Source organism: Methanofollis ethanolicus, assembly GCF_001571385.1.
GTDB classification, from domain to species: Archaea; Halobacteriota; Methanomicrobia; order Methanomicrobiales; family Methanofollaceae; genus Methanofollis; species Methanofollis ethanolicus.
The window spans coordinates 1,027,263-1,043,752 of sequence record NZ_BCNW01000001.1 but is presented as its reverse complement, the minus strand read 5'-3'; the positions used below and the strand labels follow the sequence as shown (position 1 = coordinate 1,043,752).

At 63.9% G+C, this 16,490-nt stretch carries 15 protein-coding genes; 12 read left to right on the top strand and 3 right to left on the bottom strand.

All coding sequences use genetic code 11. The annotated features are described in order from the left end of the window. Nucleotides 1-3: 3 nt before the first annotated feature. Nucleotides 4-687 carry a 2,5-diamino-6-(ribosylamino)-4(3H)-pyrimidinone 5'-phosphate reductase gene (locus tag MEFOE_RS05210; RefSeq protein ID WP_067049281.1) on the top strand — a complete coding sequence of 228 codons (684 nt, stop codon included), beginning with the start codon at nucleotides 4-6 and terminating at the stop codon, nucleotides 685-687. A gap of 6 nt (nucleotides 688-693) precedes the next feature. On the opposite strand, the gene MEFOE_RS05205 is transcribed toward MEFOE_RS05210, so the two are convergent. Further along, complete coding sequence (locus tag MEFOE_RS05205; RefSeq protein WP_153015876.1) at nucleotides 694-1,197, bottom strand: hypothetical protein; 504 nt, start codon at nucleotides 1,195-1,197, stop codon at nucleotides 694-696. Between the two features lie 94 nt (nucleotides 1,198-1,291). Here MEFOE_RS05205 and MEFOE_RS05200 point away from each other — a divergent pair, with 94 nt between their 5' ends. From MEFOE_RS05200 to MEFOE_RS05165, 8 genes are all read left to right on the top strand, one after another. Next, nucleotides 1,292-2,938 (top strand): 2-oxoacid:acceptor oxidoreductase subunit alpha, encoded by a 1,647-nt coding sequence (locus MEFOE_RS05200; protein WP_067049276.1) that lies wholly within the window; start codon nucleotides 1,292-1,294, stop codon nucleotides 2,936-2,938. Further along, nucleotides 2,935-3,774, top strand: coding sequence for a thiamine pyrophosphate-dependent enzyme (locus tag MEFOE_RS05195; RefSeq protein ID WP_067049273.1), 840 nt, complete (start codon nucleotides 2,935-2,937; stop codon nucleotides 3,772-3,774). Before MEFOE_RS05200 ends, MEFOE_RS05195 begins: the two co-directional genes overlap by 4 nt. Before the next feature lie 87 nt (nucleotides 3,775-3,861). Then, nucleotides 3,862-4,395: a ferritin gene (locus MEFOE_RS05190; protein ID WP_067049270.1), complete on the top strand. Its 534-nt coding sequence runs from the start codon at nucleotides 3,862-3,864 to the stop codon at nucleotides 4,393-4,395. A gap of 222 nt (nucleotides 4,396-4,617) precedes the next feature. Beyond that, a complete protein-coding gene (locus MEFOE_RS05185) occupies nucleotides 4,618-6,543 on the top strand; it encodes a methyltransferase domain-containing protein (RefSeq protein ID WP_067049267.1) in 1,926 nt (641 codons plus the stop codon). A gap of 712 nt (nucleotides 6,544-7,255) precedes the next feature. Continuing rightward, a complete protein-coding gene (locus MEFOE_RS05180; RefSeq protein WP_067049264.1) occupies nucleotides 7,256-8,755 on the top strand; it encodes a DUF2193 domain-containing protein in 1,500 nt (499 codons plus the stop codon). Between the two features lie 23 nt (nucleotides 8,756-8,778). Continuing rightward, complete coding sequence (locus MEFOE_RS05175) at nucleotides 8,779-8,985, top strand: DUF2180 family protein (RefSeq protein ID WP_067053003.1); 207 nt, start codon at nucleotides 8,779-8,781, stop codon at nucleotides 8,983-8,985. Between the two features lie 7 nt (nucleotides 8,986-8,992). Continuing rightward, nucleotides 8,993-9,733 carry an MIP/aquaporin family protein gene (locus tag MEFOE_RS05170; protein ID WP_067049261.1) on the top strand — a complete coding sequence of 247 codons (741 nt, stop codon included), beginning with the start codon at nucleotides 8,993-8,995 and terminating at the stop codon, nucleotides 9,731-9,733. A 74-nt stretch (nucleotides 9,734-9,807) separates the two neighbouring features. Then, entirely contained in the window at nucleotides 9,808-10,917 is a 1,110-nt protein-coding gene (locus MEFOE_RS05165; RefSeq protein WP_067049258.1) for a DUF362 domain-containing protein, read from the top strand. A 39-nt stretch (nucleotides 10,918-10,956) separates the two neighbouring features. Here the strand turns inward: MEFOE_RS05165 and MEFOE_RS05160 are convergent, their stop codons facing one another. Further along, the gene (locus MEFOE_RS05160) at nucleotides 10,957-11,667 is read right to left on the bottom strand and encodes a tetratricopeptide repeat protein (RefSeq protein WP_067049255.1); all 711 of its coding nucleotides are present in this window, start codon (nucleotides 11,665-11,667) and stop codon (nucleotides 10,957-10,959) included. A gap of 87 nt (nucleotides 11,668-11,754) precedes the next feature. Here MEFOE_RS05160 and MEFOE_RS05155 point away from each other — a divergent pair, with 87 nt between their 5' ends. Further along, a complete protein-coding gene (locus MEFOE_RS05155; protein ID WP_067049252.1) occupies nucleotides 11,755-12,312 on the top strand; it encodes a manganese efflux pump MntP in 558 nt (185 codons plus the stop codon). Here MEFOE_RS05155 and msrA read toward each other — a convergent pair. Continuing rightward, nucleotides 12,305-12,796, bottom strand: coding sequence for a peptide-methionine (S)-S-oxide reductase MsrA (gene msrA, locus MEFOE_RS05150; RefSeq protein WP_067049250.1), 492 nt, complete (start codon nucleotides 12,794-12,796; stop codon nucleotides 12,305-12,307). The genes MEFOE_RS05155 and msrA overlap by 8 nt on opposite strands. 355 nt (nucleotides 12,797-13,151) lie before the next feature. On the opposite strand from msrA, the gene MEFOE_RS05145 reads away from it, so the two are divergent. Further along, on the top strand, nucleotides 13,152-13,835 hold the full coding sequence (locus MEFOE_RS05145) for an endonuclease V (protein WP_067049248.1): 684 nt from the start codon (nucleotides 13,152-13,154) through the stop codon (nucleotides 13,833-13,835). 37 nt (nucleotides 13,836-13,872) lie between these two features. Continuing rightward, on the top strand, nucleotides 13,873-16,479 hold the full coding sequence (locus MEFOE_RS05140) for a heavy metal translocating P-type ATPase (RefSeq protein WP_067049245.1): 2,607 nt from the start codon (nucleotides 13,873-13,875) through the stop codon (nucleotides 16,477-16,479). The last annotated feature ends 11 nt before the right edge of the window (nucleotides 16,480-16,490 follow it).

Sequence of the window (16,490 nt, the reverse complement as noted above, 5' to 3'; positions counted from 1 at the left end):
AACATGCGTCCGTATGTCTTTGTCAACCTTGCAATGAGCGCCGACGGGAAGATCTCGACACGAGAACGGCGCCAGGTGAAGATCTCAGGTACAACCGATTTTCAGCGCGTCGACCGCATCAAGGCCGGTGCCGACGGCATCATGGTGGGGATCGGCACCATCCTCTCGGACAACCCATCCCTCACAGTCAAGTCTGCGGACCTGAGGGCCGCGCGCAGAGAGGGAGGGCGTGACGAACACCCGGTGCGGATCATCGTCGACTCGGCGGCACGGACGCCGCCTGACGCCGATATCCTCATGAAGGGGGAGGGGCGGAGGATCGTTGCGGTCTCTGCGTCCGCACCCGCAGAACGAGTCAGTACCCTCAGGGAGAAGGCAGAGGTGATCGTCACAGGTGAGGAGGGGGTCGACCTCGGGAGACTCATGGACGAACTCGGCGCCCGCGGCATCGGGCGGTTGATGGTCGAGGGAGGGGGGACACTCATCTGGGGACTCTTCAGGGCCGGTCTTGTCGACGAACTCATTACCTATGTCGGATCGATCGTCATCGGCGGCAGGGACGCACCGACACCTGCGGACGGGGAGGGTTTTGTCGCGGAGGACGCGTTCCCGCGCCTTGAACTTGCGAGTGTCGAAAAGATCGACGACGGCGTCCTGCTCAGGTGGACGGTCAGAAAAAAGGAGTGAATTGGGTTACTTCGTCCCCTTGGCACCGAGGACATTGTCCCAGATCGTGAACTTCGTCAGCGCGTCCTTGCCAAGCGGCCTATCCATCACAACCCAGACCTGGACGCGGTCGTCGCCGGCCGTTCCGGTAAACTCAACGTTCTGCCCCTTCGAAAGAGATTTACCCGAGGGTTTGGTAAGAGACTTTGTCTCGGTCGTGCCGTCTGAGCGGGTGACGGTGGCGGTGAACTCCTTCACATTCTCCTGGCCGAGGCCGCCGCTGAAGGTGACAGTGATGCCGCGGTAGATCGGATCCTTCTGCACCTGCGCAGCGACCAGGTAATCGGCAGGCATGACGTCGGTCGGTTCAGGCTGGAGAGAGACCGTCGGGGCCGTCACGGGCACGGTCGTCACAGGGGTGGCAGTCAGGGTCGGTGTGGGGGTCGTTTCGGGAGACGATCCGGTGCATCCGGCAGAGAGGGCGAAGGCAGCCATTACTGCCAGAACAAGCATGAGAGTAACGCTTTTCATGCTTTCATCTTTGAATCTCCTCTATTTGAGCGTTGCGCCTGCACGGGGCAAACCTATATGTGTGGTCCCGAACCTCCCCCGCTGAGGGTTGACCATGGAAGAGATCTCCATACTCATCGGGGGCAGGGCAGGGGAAGGCATCAATATCGCGGGGACTGTCATCACCCGGATCCTCTCGGCGTGCGGGTTGCGGGCGTACATGTACTACGACTACCCCTCTCTCATCAAGGGGGGACACAATTTCTCTGTCATCAGGGCGGCGGAGGAAGAGGTCCGCTGCCACAGGGAAAAGGTCGATTTCCTCCTTGCGATGGACCAGGAAACGGTGCGGCGCCATGCAGGCCGGCTCAGGGAGGGCGGCGAGGTCATCCGTGACGCGGGTGTCGTGAAGGGCGATGGGATCGGCGTGGACCTCGACACCATCGTGACAGAGGAGAGGGCCCCGCCGATCACCAGGAACTCCGCGATTATCGGGGCCTTCTGCAAGGCCTGCGGGATCCCCTGGACAACGGTCGAAGAGGTCTTCGCGCGGGCGGTCCCGAAAGAGCAGGAGGCGAACCTGCGGGTCGCACGCCGCGGCTACGATGTGTCACGGGAGGTGCTGCGCCTTCCCGCAACCGGCAGAAAACCTCTCCCGACGATCACCGGGAATGATGCGGTCGCCCTCGGCCTCCTCGACGCCGGCATGGAGGGGTACGTCGCCTACCCGATGACACCCTCGTCGAGCATCCTCCACACCCTCGCAGGGCTTGCCGACCGCTTCGGCATCAGCGTCGTCCACCCTGAAAACGAGATCGCGGTGATGCTCACGGCTCTCGGCGCCGCCTATGCCGGCCGGCGCGTGGCTGTCGGCACCTCGGGCGGCGGGTTCTGCCTCATGACAGAGGGCTTCTCCCTGGCAGGCATGGCCGAGATACCTGTGCTCGTCGTCCTCGCCCAGAGGCCTGGCCCGAGCACGGGGGTGCCGACGTACTCGGCCCAGGGGGACCTCCTCTTCGCCCTCTCGGCAGGGCAGGGCGAGTTCCCCCGGATCGTCGCAGCGCCGGGTACGCCCGAGGAGGCATGGTACTGGGCAGGGGCTCTCATGGACCTCGCCTGGCATTTCCAGACACCGGCAATTCTTCTCACCGACAAGAACCTCGGCGAGGGGATTTTCTCCTTCGGGGAGACAGAGAAAAGGCCGGCGCTGGAGTCATCCCTCTGGGACGGGACAGGGGAGTACGGGCGGTATGGGGCCGGGACAGGCGGGGTCTCCCCCATCGCCTTCCCCGGCATCGCGGGGGCGATGGTGAAGGTGAACAGTTATGCCCACGACGAAGCCGGGATCACCACCGAGGACGGGGCGATCGTGGCGCGGATGGCAGAAAAACTCCAGGAGAAAGGGACGACAGCCGCACGGGTGCTCGAAGGCTACCCCTGCGTGACGACCGCCGGCGACCCCGGCGCAGAGACCGCCCTCCTGTGCTGGGGCTCGACGGCAGGCGTCTGCACCGAGGTCGCAGAAAGCCTCGGCCTCAGGGTGGTCAGACCTGTCGTCCTCTCCCCTTTCCCCGAGGCGCAGGTGAAGGCCGCACTTGCCGGGGCCGGGCGGATCGTCGCGGTGGAGGAGAATGTCACCGGCCAGCTCGCCCGTCTTGTGTCCGCCCACGGCATCAAGGCCGATGTCGTCGTCGGGAAGTACGACGGCCGGCCTTTCGCCCTCGAAGAACTGGAGAGGCGTCTGCAGGGGGTGACCGCATGACCTGGATCACCAGGGCGAAGAACACCTGGTGCCCGGGTTGCGGGAACTTCGCCATCGAACACGCCCTCAAGGACGTCCTCACCGACCTCGCAGAGGAGGGGAGGCGGGCCGAGGACTTCGTGCTCGTCAGCGGCATCGGCTGCCATGCCAAGATCGCCGACTACCTCGCGGTCAACAGTTTCTATGCCATCCACGGCCGGACCCTCCCGGTGGCGGCCGGGATCAAACTTGCAAACCCCGGCCTCACCGTCATCGCCTGCGCGGGCGACGGCGACGCCTATGCTGAAGGGCTCGACCACCTTGTCTTTGCGGCGAAGAGAAACCAGGACATCACCGTCATCATCCACGACAACCGGGTCTACGGCCTGACCACCGGCCAGTACACCCCGACCTCGTACGAGGGTTTCAGGGGACGTTCGACGCCCGGCGGCATCAGGGAGAGGCCGATCAACCCGGTCGCACTGATGCTCGCATCGGGAGCAACCTTCGTCGCCCGGACATACACGCGGAAGAGGGACCACCTCAGGGAGGTGCTGACGGCGGCGGTCCTCCACCGTGGCTTCTCCTTCGTGGACGTGCTCCAGGTCTGCGCCACCTACAACAACCTGACGGAGTACTACGACGACCGGGTCTACCTCCTCGAAGGGCACGATACCGCCGACCTGACAGGGGCGATGGGCAAGGCAAGAGAATGGGACTACTCGACCGACGCACCCATCGCCCTCGGCATCTTCTACGAGGAGGAGGCCCCGGCAAATCCCTGGACCGCAATGGGCGGGATCGGGAAGGATGAACGGGAACGCACGATCAGGACCATCCTCAAGGAGAAGACATAGAGATACCGGCGACAATCGCCCATCAGGAGGATCGGCACTCTCAAAAACTATATATCCTGTCTCTCCCAGGGGAAGTCTGGTGATGTCATGATCTCGCACACGATGCTTGAGGCGCTGAACCGACAGATCAACCGGGAACTCTACTCGGCCTACCTTTACCTCTCGATGGCAGCCTGGTTCTCGGCTGAGAACCTGCCCGGCTTTGCGAACTGGATGCGGGTCCAGGTGCAGGAGGAACAGTTCCACGCGATGAAATTTTTCGATTACTGTGCTGCACGGGGAGGGAGATTGACGATGCTCCCGATCGAGGCGCCGCCAAACAACTGGGACTCCCCCCTCGCCGTCTTCGAGGCCACCTATGCCCATGAGCAGAAGGTGACGAAGATGATCTACGACCTCGTCGATATTGCCGCAAAAGAGAGGGATCACGCCACCTCCAACCTCCTGCGGTGGTACGTGGACGAGCAGGTCGAGGAAGAGGAGAACGACACCGAAATCCTGGGCAAATTGAAGAGGGTCGGCACCGACACGAACGCCCTTCTCATGCTCGACAAAGAACTCGGCACGAGGGTCTTCACGCCGCCGGCAACGGCCGGAAGCAGCGGTCAGAGCGCACCCTGATCGCTCCCTTTTTTCCCGGAACGCGCTCCTGCCAGGGGCCTGCCTGCACGGGCCGGGAAGCGGCCTTATGAGGGGTTCGCCTCCAGGTCTCCGGCAAAACCCTATGTAGTACCATCCACCACGATAGCAGATGGGATCTTCAGTACCGCACCGGGCATACCACCTGTACCCGGAAAAATCCGGGCTGGATCGACCATATGTGCATGCTGGAGTGCTGCCTCAATGAACAAACGAAAGCCAACCTCCATTTCGGACGGGAAGAAGAAAAAAATGCAGGAGCGGTCGCTTGGTCCGGTGAACAATCTCGAAGCCCATGTCCCGCCGGAGTGGTGGCGGGGGATCTTCAACCACCTCTACCTCAAGACAGACGGCGACGTGGTCGGCGACGACACCCTGACGGTAAAGGAGATAGACCTCTTTTCAGAAGCGGCCGGCCTCAGGAAGGACGACCGTATCCTCGATGTCTGCTGTGGACAGGGGCGCCACACCCTCGAACTGGCCCGGCGCGGCTTCGCCGCCGAAGGGCTCGACCGTTCCCACTATCTGGTCCAGAAGGCGCGGGCCTCCGCAAAGAAGGAGGGGCTGGATGTCAGGTTCAAGGAAGGGGACGCACGACGTCTCCCGTACCGCACCGACACCTTCGACGCCGTGATGATTCTCGGGAACAGTTTTGGTTACTTCGAGAGCGGGGAGGACGACCACGTGGTTCTTGCCGAAGTCGCCCGCGTCCTCAAGCCGGATGGCAGGATCCTCATCGACATCTCTGATGGCGGGTATCTCAGGGACAACTTCCAGAAGCGTTCCTGGGAATGGATCGATAAAAAACACTTCGTATGCAGGGAGCGGTCCCTCTCGGCAGACGGGGCGCGGCTCATTTCGCGGGAGGTGATCACCCATGTAGAGAAGGGGGTGATCGCCGACCAGTTCTATGCAGAGCGGCTGTACACCGGAGAAAAGATCGAGGAACTCATCTCTTCGGCCGGGTTCTCCGCCATCGGTAGGCACGGCGAGATCGCGACCGAGTCGGCACGGAACCAGGACCTCGGCATGATGGAGAGGCGGATCGTCGTCACCGGCACGATCGCCAAGGCATGGACAGAGCCTGCGAAGGGTGCGGCCTCTGACGTGCGGCAGGTGACGGTCATCTTCGGCGACCCGCGCCTCAGGGACGACATCAAGCCGGACTGTGTCTTCGACGAGGACGACTATGACACCATCAACCGGCTCAAAGAGGCGCTGAAGCAGTTGAAAGGCTACCGTTTCGCCTTCCTTGACAACCACCAGACCCTTATCGCCGACCTGGAGAGAGTGCGCAGCAAGACCGACTATGTCTTCAACCTCTGCGACGAGGGCTTCCTCAACGACCCCTGGAAGGAACTGCATGTCCCCGCCCTCCTCGAGGTCCTGGGGATCCCGTACACCGGGTCGGCCCCCCAGTGCCTCGCGTTCTGCTACGACAAGTCGCTTGTCAGGGGCGTGGCGCGGGAGATGCATATCCCGGTGCCCGAGGCGGTGCTCGTCCGCGGTGAGGAGATCGCCTACGATATCCCCTTCAGGCTGCCTGCGATCGTGAAGCCAAACTCGGGGGACTCGAGTTTCGGGATCACCGAGAAGAACGTCGCGTATTCGTTCGAAGACCTGACGCGTGCGATCTCGTCGATCAGGTCGCGCTTCGGTTTCGAGAAACCGATCCTGGTCGAGGAGTACCTCACCGGCCCCGACCTCTCTGTCGGGATCATCGGCAACCCACCCGAGTCGTACACGGTCCTGCCCATCATCGAGGAGGACTACTCTGCCCTCCCGCCCGGACTCCCCAGGATCTGCGGTTACGAGGCAAAGTGGGTCCAGGACTCGCCGTACTGGAAGATCACCTCCATCAAGGCCGACCTCCCCGAGGAAACAGAGAAACAGATCATCGAGTGGAGCGTCCAGATGACGAGAAGACTCGGCAGCCGCGACTATACCCGCCTCGACTGGCGGCTCTCGGCCGATGGCGAACCGAAACTCCTTGAAGTGAACCCGAATCCGGGATGGTGCTGGGACGGCCACCTTGCCAAGATGGCGAAGATCGCCGGGGTCTCGTATCCCGAGATGATCGGCATGGTCCTGAAGGCCGCGGAAGGCCGGATCGGCGAGAAACGGGCGTGAGCAACGATCCGCAGATCCTGGAGACGTGACTCTGGAAAGGGGCTGTCCACCTCTTTTTTGATCGAAACTGTGAGGCTAACAGAGAAAATCAGGCTCTGTAAAAATCCCCCTCATCCTATCCATTGGTGCCTGCATATCGGCATGAGGGCGGGGATCCTCGGGACACGCCCCGGTCAGATACACCCGGATCTGCCCCCAATCAGGGGATCAAGCCTTCCATTCAGGGCCATATCGAGGAGATCCGGCGATCCTGGCAGACCGGGGCCCGTGTGCGGAACAGGGTGAAATCCGGCAGGACTCAACTCCCTCTGAGCCCGCATATGATTGAAGGTAATGTCATCCCCTCTCCCGGCCCTCCTGGTATCGGGGAGGGGAAGGGAGTGAGGCTGGAAATTGTCCGGATTTTGCCTCGTATTTTCATGACAGAAGAGTCCATGCAGGGACAATACCAAGATGGAAACTATTATCTGAATGGCTGAACCATTCACGCTTTGTAAGGAGGTGAAAATACAGGGCGGCTGCACGAAAAGGCAGGCGTCACCACAGGCCAGACCCTGAGAGAGCGGCAGGGGAGGCACAGAGACACCATCCGGCATTCAGTTTCTCTCAGTCATTCGCTCGACCCGATTTGTATGATACCGGCACACTGCCGAGACCAGAGCTTCCAGAAGAGTGGGAGCACGATGCGACCATTTTGCAGGAGGAGAAAAGCATGAAAGAGATCTATACGAAAATTCTTGACGAGGCCATGGCGGCGCAGCGCGCCGACGTGGAGACGATCAAAAAGAAGCGCGGCACGGCATTCAAGGTGAAAGACGGCAAGGCCTACGTCGACGCCGCGGCGAAGATGAAGGCCGGCGAAGGGCAGAGCAAGGCCGTGATCGACCTCCATGTGGAGTCAGTGAAGGCCCATTACAGGAACCTCTCAGGCCTCACCAACTATGTCCGCCCTGAGGACGACCCCTTTGTCGAGCACTACCAGACGCCTGCCGTCCTCGAAGTCCTCTATGCCGAGGACCCGACGTTCAGAAAGAGCATGGACACCTTCATCAAGGCGATCGGGAAGTCCGAAGCCCTGATCGGCCGCGAGGCGGCGAGGCGGTATGCCGGGTTCTACGGCCCGACCTGCGTCGTCGACTTCGCCCTGATACCGGGCAGCACCTCCAATGTCGTCAACCAGGTCCTCCAGACCGTCAAGATCCCGACAGAGCACAGGCAGGCAATCCTGGCGGCAAAGTCCTGGGGCATGAACACCTCGTACGGCATCGGCGAGGTCTTTGCCAACGCCGTGGAGGCGGGCGACACCCTGGCCGATGCCACGAAACAGGAGGTCAAACAGCTCCAGGCGATCTACGACCACCCGGTCAGGGCGCAGGTCGACCTGATGGAGAAGGCAGGCATGACCTCCTTCGACCCGGCGAAGTACATGGAGGGGTACAAAAAGGACATCGAGCCCTTCGTGAAGGCCGCGATCGACGGCGGCGTCCACTACGGCAACATCGTCACCGTCCCGGCCTACTGCGTCGGCGACATCGCGCACCACATCGCCCAGTCCACCTTCAACATGTGCAAGGACGACGTGGTCATGGGCATCATCGAGGCAGTGACCGAGGTGATGGACAGGAGCGTGCGGGCGGCCCTCGACACGGTCAAAAGTGAGTATCAACTCCTCTCCATCGCCACCGGATCGTCGGCGGCGGCGACCGAATATATCCTCGAACTCGACGGTTTCAACGCCCCGATGGTCGTCGACCTGCTCACGAAGCGCTTCCACAACTTCGTGCAGCTGTACCCCACCCGCGGCGCCGCGGCCGAACTCCACAACTGCGACTTCATGGACATGATCTGGCGCGGCTGGCGGATGCTCGACGCCGCACGGAGGAAGAGGAACGGGTCGGGCGATATGCTGACCCCGAAGGCCGCGGGTTTCCCGGTGGACCTCGCGCCCATCCATGAGAGCGAGGTGATCATGAACCCGCAGCGCTACGCCTACCCGGCGTCGGCGATCACCGTGCGCTACTCGGCCTTGATGCGCCTCGCCGACTACCCCTGTCTGCTGACGAGTGAACCGGTGACGGCGACAATGATGACGAACATCATCGCCCTCCACCCCGAGCAGATCGCCGCCCCGGTGCGGGCCTGCAAGGACTGCGCCTCGGCCTCGATGGTCGACTTCAGGCACGAGTACTGCCAGTGGAGAGAGGCAGTCTGAGGGCATCGCCGCGGGTGAATCCGATGAAATGCTATATCTGCGCACAGGAGGGGAAGACGACCGAGGCCGCGGGGATCTGCATCGTCTGCGGCATGGGCCTCTGCACCGATCATATGGTTCGGAGCGACGTGGACCTCTGGGAAGGGGGATACCCCTTCCCGGCACAGAAGATGAAGAAAGCCCTCCCGAGGATCCTCTGCCCGGAATGCCATGCCGCCCTGCAGGAGTGAGTGACCAATGGTCTCCCTCATGAAGAGAAGCGTCGCCGAACTGATCGGGACATTTGTCCTGGTCTTCTTCGGTGCCGGCGCCGCGGCCGTCACCCTGATGATCGCCCATGGCGCGGAGACGCCGAACCCCTTCAACATCGGGATCGGCGCCCTCGGCGGCCTCGGGGACTGGCTTGCGATAGGTCTCGCCTTCGGGATCGCGATCGCCGCGGTGATCTATGCCCTGGGAAGGGTCTCCGGGGCGCACATCAACCCGGCGGTGACGATCGCACTCTGGGCGGCCGGGATGTTCCCGGCGCGGGAGGTCGTCCCCTATGTGGCGTCCCAGTTCGTCGGCGCGGCCCTCGCAAGCTTCGCATTTGCGGCCTGCGCGGGCATGGACGCCGTCACGGTCGGCGGCCTCGGCGCAACCACGCCGTTTCCAGGCATCTCCTTCTCGCAGGCGATCCTGGTCGAGGCAATCGGCACCTTCCTCCTGATGCTCGCGATCATGGGGGTGGCCGTGGACAAAAGAGCGCCGCCCGGCTTTGCAGGCCTCGTCATCGGCCTCACCGTCGCCGGGATCATCACGACGACCGGGAACATCGCCGGGTCGTCCCTGAACCCGGCCCGCACCTTCGGGCCGTATCTGGGCGACATGGTCCTCGGCGGGACAAACCTCTGGGGCCTCTTCCCGATCTACGTCATCGGCCCGGTCATCGGCGCCGTCGTGGCGGCGTTGCTGTACCGGTGGATCACCGAGGACTAAACCCTCTTTTTTGAGCATCGGTGACCACTCATACACCACATTTTTCCCTGAAGGCGAATACACCATGGGGTATTATGACGAGCAGGGTCTACTTCGCGCGGATCGGCCTTGGCAACGGCCGGGAAAACACCATCACGCGGATACGGAGACTCTTCGACACCGCGGGCCTCGCCTCCTGCATCGAGGAGGGCGACCTGACCGCGGTGAAACTTCACTTCGGCGAAGAGGGATGCGACACCTTCGTCTCGCCGGTCTGGGTGCGGCAGGTCGTCGACAGGATCAGGGACGCCGGGGGCAACCCCTTCCTCACCGACACGAACACCCTGTACTCGGGGCAGCGCGACAACACCGTCGACCACATCGCCACGGCGCTCGGCCACGGTTTCGGCTACGAGGTGACAGGGGCTCCGATCGTCATCGCCGACGGCCTTCACTCGCAGAACTGGCGGGAGGTCGGGATCGACAGGAAGCATTTTGCGAAGGTGAAGATCGCGGGCGACATCCTGGACGCGGAGAGCATGATCGTCGTCTCCCACGTGAAGGGGCACGGGATGGCGGGATTCGGCGGGGCGATCAAGAACCTGGCGATGGGGTGCGCACCTGCCGCGGGGAAGATGGACCAGCACCAGGGCCTCGTCCCCATCATCGAGGCCGGCGCCTGCGCGGAGTGCGCCACCTGCGCAAGGGTCTGCCCGACCGGCGCCCTGGAGGGAGGGCCCGGCGGCATCACCCTCACCACGACGCGGTGCATCGGTTGCGGCGAGTGCATGACCGTCTGCCCGAACGGGGCTATCGACTTCAACTGGAAGGAGGGACTCGTCCCCTTCATGGAGATGATGACCGAGTACGCCCTCGGCGCGGTGAAGGACAAGGCGGGGAGGGTCGGCTACATCAATGTCCTGACGAACATCACGCCCGACTGCGACTGCTGCCCCTGGAGCGATAGGCCGATCGTCCCTGACATCGGGATACTCGCCTCGACAGACCCGGTCGCCATCGACGCCGCAAGTTTCGACCTCGTCAATGCCCAGCCCGGCATGGCCGAAAGCCGTCTCCTCGGCAACCGCGAGCCCGGCGCCGACAAGTTCAGGGGGGTGAACCCGTACAGCGACGGCATGATCCAGGTGAGGTACGGCGAGGAGATCGGCCTCGGGTCCGCGGACTATGAACTCGTCGAGATCTGAGGGCCTCCGGGCCGTCGAAGGGGACTGCTTCCTCTACCTCTAGACACACCTGCCCCCGTATGCGACCGCCTCTCTCCCGCGCAGGGCGATCCCCCGGATATAGACCGCAGGCGCGTAGTCAGGGCAGAGTTCGAGGATTCTGTCGCACGCCTCCACCGCCTCCTCGTACCTCTCCAGGAGGATGAGGGCATAGGCCGTCGCCTTGCGGGCCTCCAGGTGATAGGGGGCGATCTCCAGGGCCCGGCGGTAGGCGGCGACCGCGTCCTCGTGCCTGAACATCATGTCGAGAGTGACCCCCGCCATAAACCAGCAGTCCGGGTTGGCGGGTTCGAGTTCAGCCGCCCGGTGAAACGCCTCCAGTGCGGAGTGCAGGTTCATGCGCATCTTCTCGGCCACGCCCAGGAGGTACCACGCCGGAGCGTATCGGTTGCCGACCCCCACAGCATGCCGCGCACTCTCCACGGCACCGTCCACATCCTCCGCGGCGATGAGGGCATGGGCGCGCCGGGTCCAGACCTCGGGGTCGTCCGGGTTCTCGGCGAGGATGCCGTCATAACAGATGACAGCCAGGTCAGGTTCCCCGTCCTCCTCATGGATGGTGCCGAGCCTGTACAGGGCCCCGGCATGAGCCGGGTCCAGTCCGAGGGCCTCTCTGTACCGGGCCGACGCCGCCGGCCTGTTGCCCTGACTGATGAAAGCGTCCCCCTCCTCGACCATGCGCTCTGCCTCTGTCTCCGTCTCCTTCGGCATAGCCGGACGTAGACGGGATCTGCATTAAAGGATGTGGTGGTATCGACCGCAGGGTTATGTGTGCGGACGCCGACGTCGTACTGCATCATGGATCTTCTCTCAGTCCTCCTCATCTCTGTCGGCCTCGCCATGGACGCCACTGCCGTCTCCATCGCTGGCGGGGTGACTGTGAGGGAGGGACGGGTGCGGACCGCACTCGTCCTCGCCCTCCTCTTCGGCGTCTTCCAGACAGGGATGGCCATCGCCGGTTGGTATGCCGGGACGCTCCTGTACGCGTTCATCTCGGGCATAGACCACTGGATCGCCTTCGTCCTCCTCGCATTTATCGGCGGGAAAATGATCATTGAAGGGCTCAAAGGCGAGGACGGCGAGAAGATCGCCTTCAGCAGCGCCGCCGTCCTCATCATGCTCGCTGTCGTGACCTCCATCGACTCCCTTGCCGTCGGCCTCTCCTTTGCCGCCCTCGGGTCACCGATCCTCCTGCCCTCCGTCATCATCGGGGTCGTCACCGCCCTCCTCTCCCTCGGCGGGTTCTGGTTCGGGACGGTCTTCGGCGGAAAGAACCGGGAGCGTGCCGAGATCATCGGAGGGGTCATCCTCATTCTGATCGGGCTGCGGGTGCTCGCCGACCACCTCCTCATCTGATCCGGCACCCCCCAATCCCTTTTTTCTCGTAGTACCGTTGGTGGTACTCCTCGGCGCGATAGAACGGCCCCGCCGGCACGATCCCGGTGACGATGGGCCGGGAATAGCGCCCCGAACGCTCCAGCCTCTCCCGAGATGCCAGGGCCGCGGCCTCCTGGGCCGGCGTCAGGAAAAAGACTGCGGAGCGGTACTGGGTGCCGATGTCCGGTCCCTGCCTGTTCTTCGTCGTCGGGTCGTGGATATCCCAGAAGACGTCGAGGAGGGAGGCATACGAGACCGCCGCAGGATTGAAGACCACCTCCACAGTCTCGGCATGCCCGGTCCTCCCTGTGCAGACCACCTCATAGGTCGGGTCAGCGATCTGTCCCCCCATGAACCCGACAGCGGTCTCCACAACGCCCTTCACCTCCCTGAACGCCGCCTTCACACCCCAGAAACATCCTGCCGCGAAGTAGGCGCGTTCATACTCTTTCTCTCCGACCATGCACCGGGGTGGAGGGGGAGGGGGATAAGAGTTTGGAGGGAGTGGCGAGGCAGGTGGAGGCGGTCTTGTCATCCCGCAGTACCGTATCTCGTCAGGCAGCGAGGTTCCCTCGAAAATCTTCGTTTATCTCATGCTCGCTTTGCTCGTACCCCACCCCGGAAATAGGGGGAGAATGAACAGAGGATTCTAACATGGGATTATAAGAAGGATCTTAGATTGCCATCCCACTCCTATCTTAATGGCGGGGGGTATGGGAGGATGAACGAAGTGAATCGAGAAAATCTTTGATTTTCGAGCGGCAGCCCCCCGACACAGGCATCCTCACCCTTAAGTACCCCCATCCCCATCCCTCCTCGTGACACCGCGCCACGATCCCGTCCCCTGGCCGACCGGTCCTGCCGACGCCCTCGCCCTCCAGAAGGAACTGCGCCGGTTTGTGGTCCCCGCGGGGTCGCCTGAACCGATCCGTATCGCCGGACTCGACGCGGCGTACTCTGCCGACGGCAGGACGGTCTTCGGGGCGGCCGCGGTCCTCGCCTACCCCTCCCTCAGGTTCGTGGAGGGGGCGACCGCCGCGGTGCCGGTGACCTTCCCCTACATCCCCGGCCTCTTCGCCTTCAGGGAGGGGCCATCCCTCCTTGCCGCCCTCGGTCGGTTGACCTGCCGGCCCGACCTCCTGATGGTTCACGGCCACGGCATCGCCCATCCCCGGCGGTGCGGGATCGCCTCGCACCTCGGCGTCGTCACCGGCATCCCCTCGGTCGGCGTCGCCGACACCCTCCTCTGCGGTGAGGCCGGGGGACCGGACGCATCGCGGGGGTCGGCGTCCCCGGTGACGGAGAAGGGAGAGGTGATCGGGTGCGCGGTGCGGACCCGCCCCTGCGTCAGGCCGGCCTATGTCTCCCCCGGCCACCTCATCGACCTTGCCGGGGCCGTCAGGATAGTCCTCCTGACCACGCCCCGTTTCCGCACCCCCGAACCCCTGCGGGCCGCCCACCGCCTCGCCGCCCTCGCCCGGGACTCCGCCACATTCCGGTGAGGGAGGGTTCATATCAGAAGATACCCAACAGGGGCGTATGGAGACGGAGGAAGAGAAACAGGAGGACCAGACCCGGAAAGAGACCCTCAGGGTCTCCGGCATGCACTGCGCCACCTGCGCCCTCACCATCGAGAAGGCCCTGAAGAACATGGACGGGGTGAAGGGGGCCTCGGTGAACCTCGGCACCGAGCAGGCATCCGTGGAGTACGACCCGGCAAAGGTGAGCGCGACCGAGATCGAGCAGGCCGTCGCGGGCGCGGGCTACGCGGTCGTCACCGGCAGGGCCACCCTCAAGGTCGGCGGGATGATGTGCGCCACCTGCGTGAAGACCATCGAGACGGCCCTGCAGGCCCTGCCCGGCGTCGTCTCGGCCACCGTCAACCTCGGCTCCGAGAGAGCCTATGTCATCTACAACCCCGACACCGTCGGCATCCCGGAGATGAAGGCGGCGATCGAAGACGCCGGATACCAGTACCTCGGCATGGAGGGGGAGGAGACGGGCGAGATAGAAAAGAAGGCCCGTGAAGCCGACCTCCAGGACAAAAAACGGCGCATCATCGTCGGCGCCGTCGCCTCCGCGGTGCTGATGGGGCTGATGTTCGCGATGCCCCCGGTGCCTGTGGCCATGCCCTACCTCCTCCTCGTCATCGCCACCCCGCCCTTCGTCTACCTCTCCTGGCCGATCTTCCTCGGCGCCTGGAGGGCCCTGAAGAACCGGACCCTGAACATGGACGTCATGTACGCGATGGGCATCGGCGTCGCCTTCGCGGCCTCGGTCCTCGGCACCTTCGGGATCGTCCTCACCACCGACTTCCTCTTCTACGAGACCGCCGTGATGCTCGCCACCTTCCTCACCCTCGGCCGGTACCTGGAGGCGCGGGCCAAGGGGCGGACCGGCGAGGCGATCGCCGCCCTCGTACGCCTGCGGCCGAAGACCGCCACCGTCCTCGCGGACGGGAAGGAGGAGGAGAGGCCGATCGATGACGTCAGGCCAGGCGACATCGTCCTGGTCAGGCCGGGAGAGCAGGTGCCGGTCGACGGCACGGTCAGAAAGGGGGAGAGTTATGTGGACGAGTCGATGATCAGCGGCGAGCCCGTTCCGGTCGGAAAGGAAACAGGGTCAGGCGTCGTCGGCGGCACCATCAACCAGGACGGCGTCCTCGAGGTCGAGGCCACGCGGGTGGGCAGGGACACCGTCCTCGCCCGGATCATCAGGCTCGTCGAGGAGGCGCAGGGCACCAAACCCCCTGTCCAGAGGATCGCGGACACCGCCGTCACCTACTTCATCCCGGCGGTCCTCGCCATCGCCGCCGCTTCCTTCCTCACCTGGTACGTCGTCCTCAACTCCACCCTCCTCTTCGCCCTCACCACCCTCATCTCGGTCCTCGTCGTCGCCTGCCCCTGCGCCCTCGGCCTTGCGACCCCGACCGCAATCACCGTCGGCGTCGGCCGGGGGGCCGAACTCGGCATCCTGATCAAGAGCGGCGAGGCCCTGGAGTCAGCCGAGAACCTCACCACCGTCGCCTTCGACAAGACCGGCACCCTGACGAAGGGGAAACCTGAGGTCACCGACGTGGTGGGTCTTGCCGCGGAGAGGGACGAGGTGCTCGCCCTTGCCGCGGGCGTGGAGAGGAACTCGCAGCACCCGGTCGCCACGGCCATCGTCAGGTCTGCCGGAGAGCACGGACTCGCCGTCCCGGAGAGCACGGCCTTCGACACCGTGCGGGGGAAGGGCGTCGTCGCCGTCGTCGAGGGCAGGCAGGTCGTACTCGGCAACAGGGCCCTCCTCGCGGAGAGGGGCGTGTCCCTTGCCGGCGAGGCCGCGGACGCCGCGGGACGCCTGGAAGAGGAGGGAAAGACCGTCTCCTTCCTCGCGGCCGACGGCAGGACCGCCGGCATCGTCGCCGTCGCGGACACCCTCAAACCCACCGCCATGCGGGCGGTCGCCGCCCTGAAAAAGATGGGCCTCTCCGTCGTGATGGTCACCGGGGACAACCAGAGGACGGCCCATGCCATCGCCGGCAGGATCGGGATCGACCGCGTCCTCGCCGAGGTGCTCCCGGACGAGAAGGCCGCCGAGGTGAGGGCACTCCAGGACCAGGGCAAAAAGGTCGCCTTTGTCGGCGACGGCATCAACGACGCCCCGGCCCTCGCCCAGGCCGACCTCGGGATCGCCATCGGCAGCGGGACAGACGTCGCCATCGAGAGCGGGGACGTGGTGCTCGTCAAAGACGACCTGACAGACGTGCCGGCAGCGATCCAGCTCTCCCGGAAGACGATCGGCCGGGTGAAGATGAACCTCTTCTGGGCCTTCGCCTACAATGCCGCCCTTATCCCCGTCGCCGCCGGCGTCCTGTACCCCGCATTCGGCATCACCTTCAGGCCCGAACTCGCCGGCCTCGCCATGGCCGCGAGTTCGGTGACCGTCGTGACGCTCTCCCTCCTCCTCAAAGGTTATATGCCGGAGGCGAAAAGAGGGAAGACGGAGGAAAGAGGCATGGAGATCGATCCGGTCTGCAAGATGAAGGTCGACCCGACGACCGCACAGCACACGAGTGAGTACAAAGGGAAGAGGTATTACTTCTGTGCACCGGGGTGCAAGAAGGCGTTCGAAGCGGAGCCTGAGAAATATTTGAAAGGGTGAGGGGAGAGGAG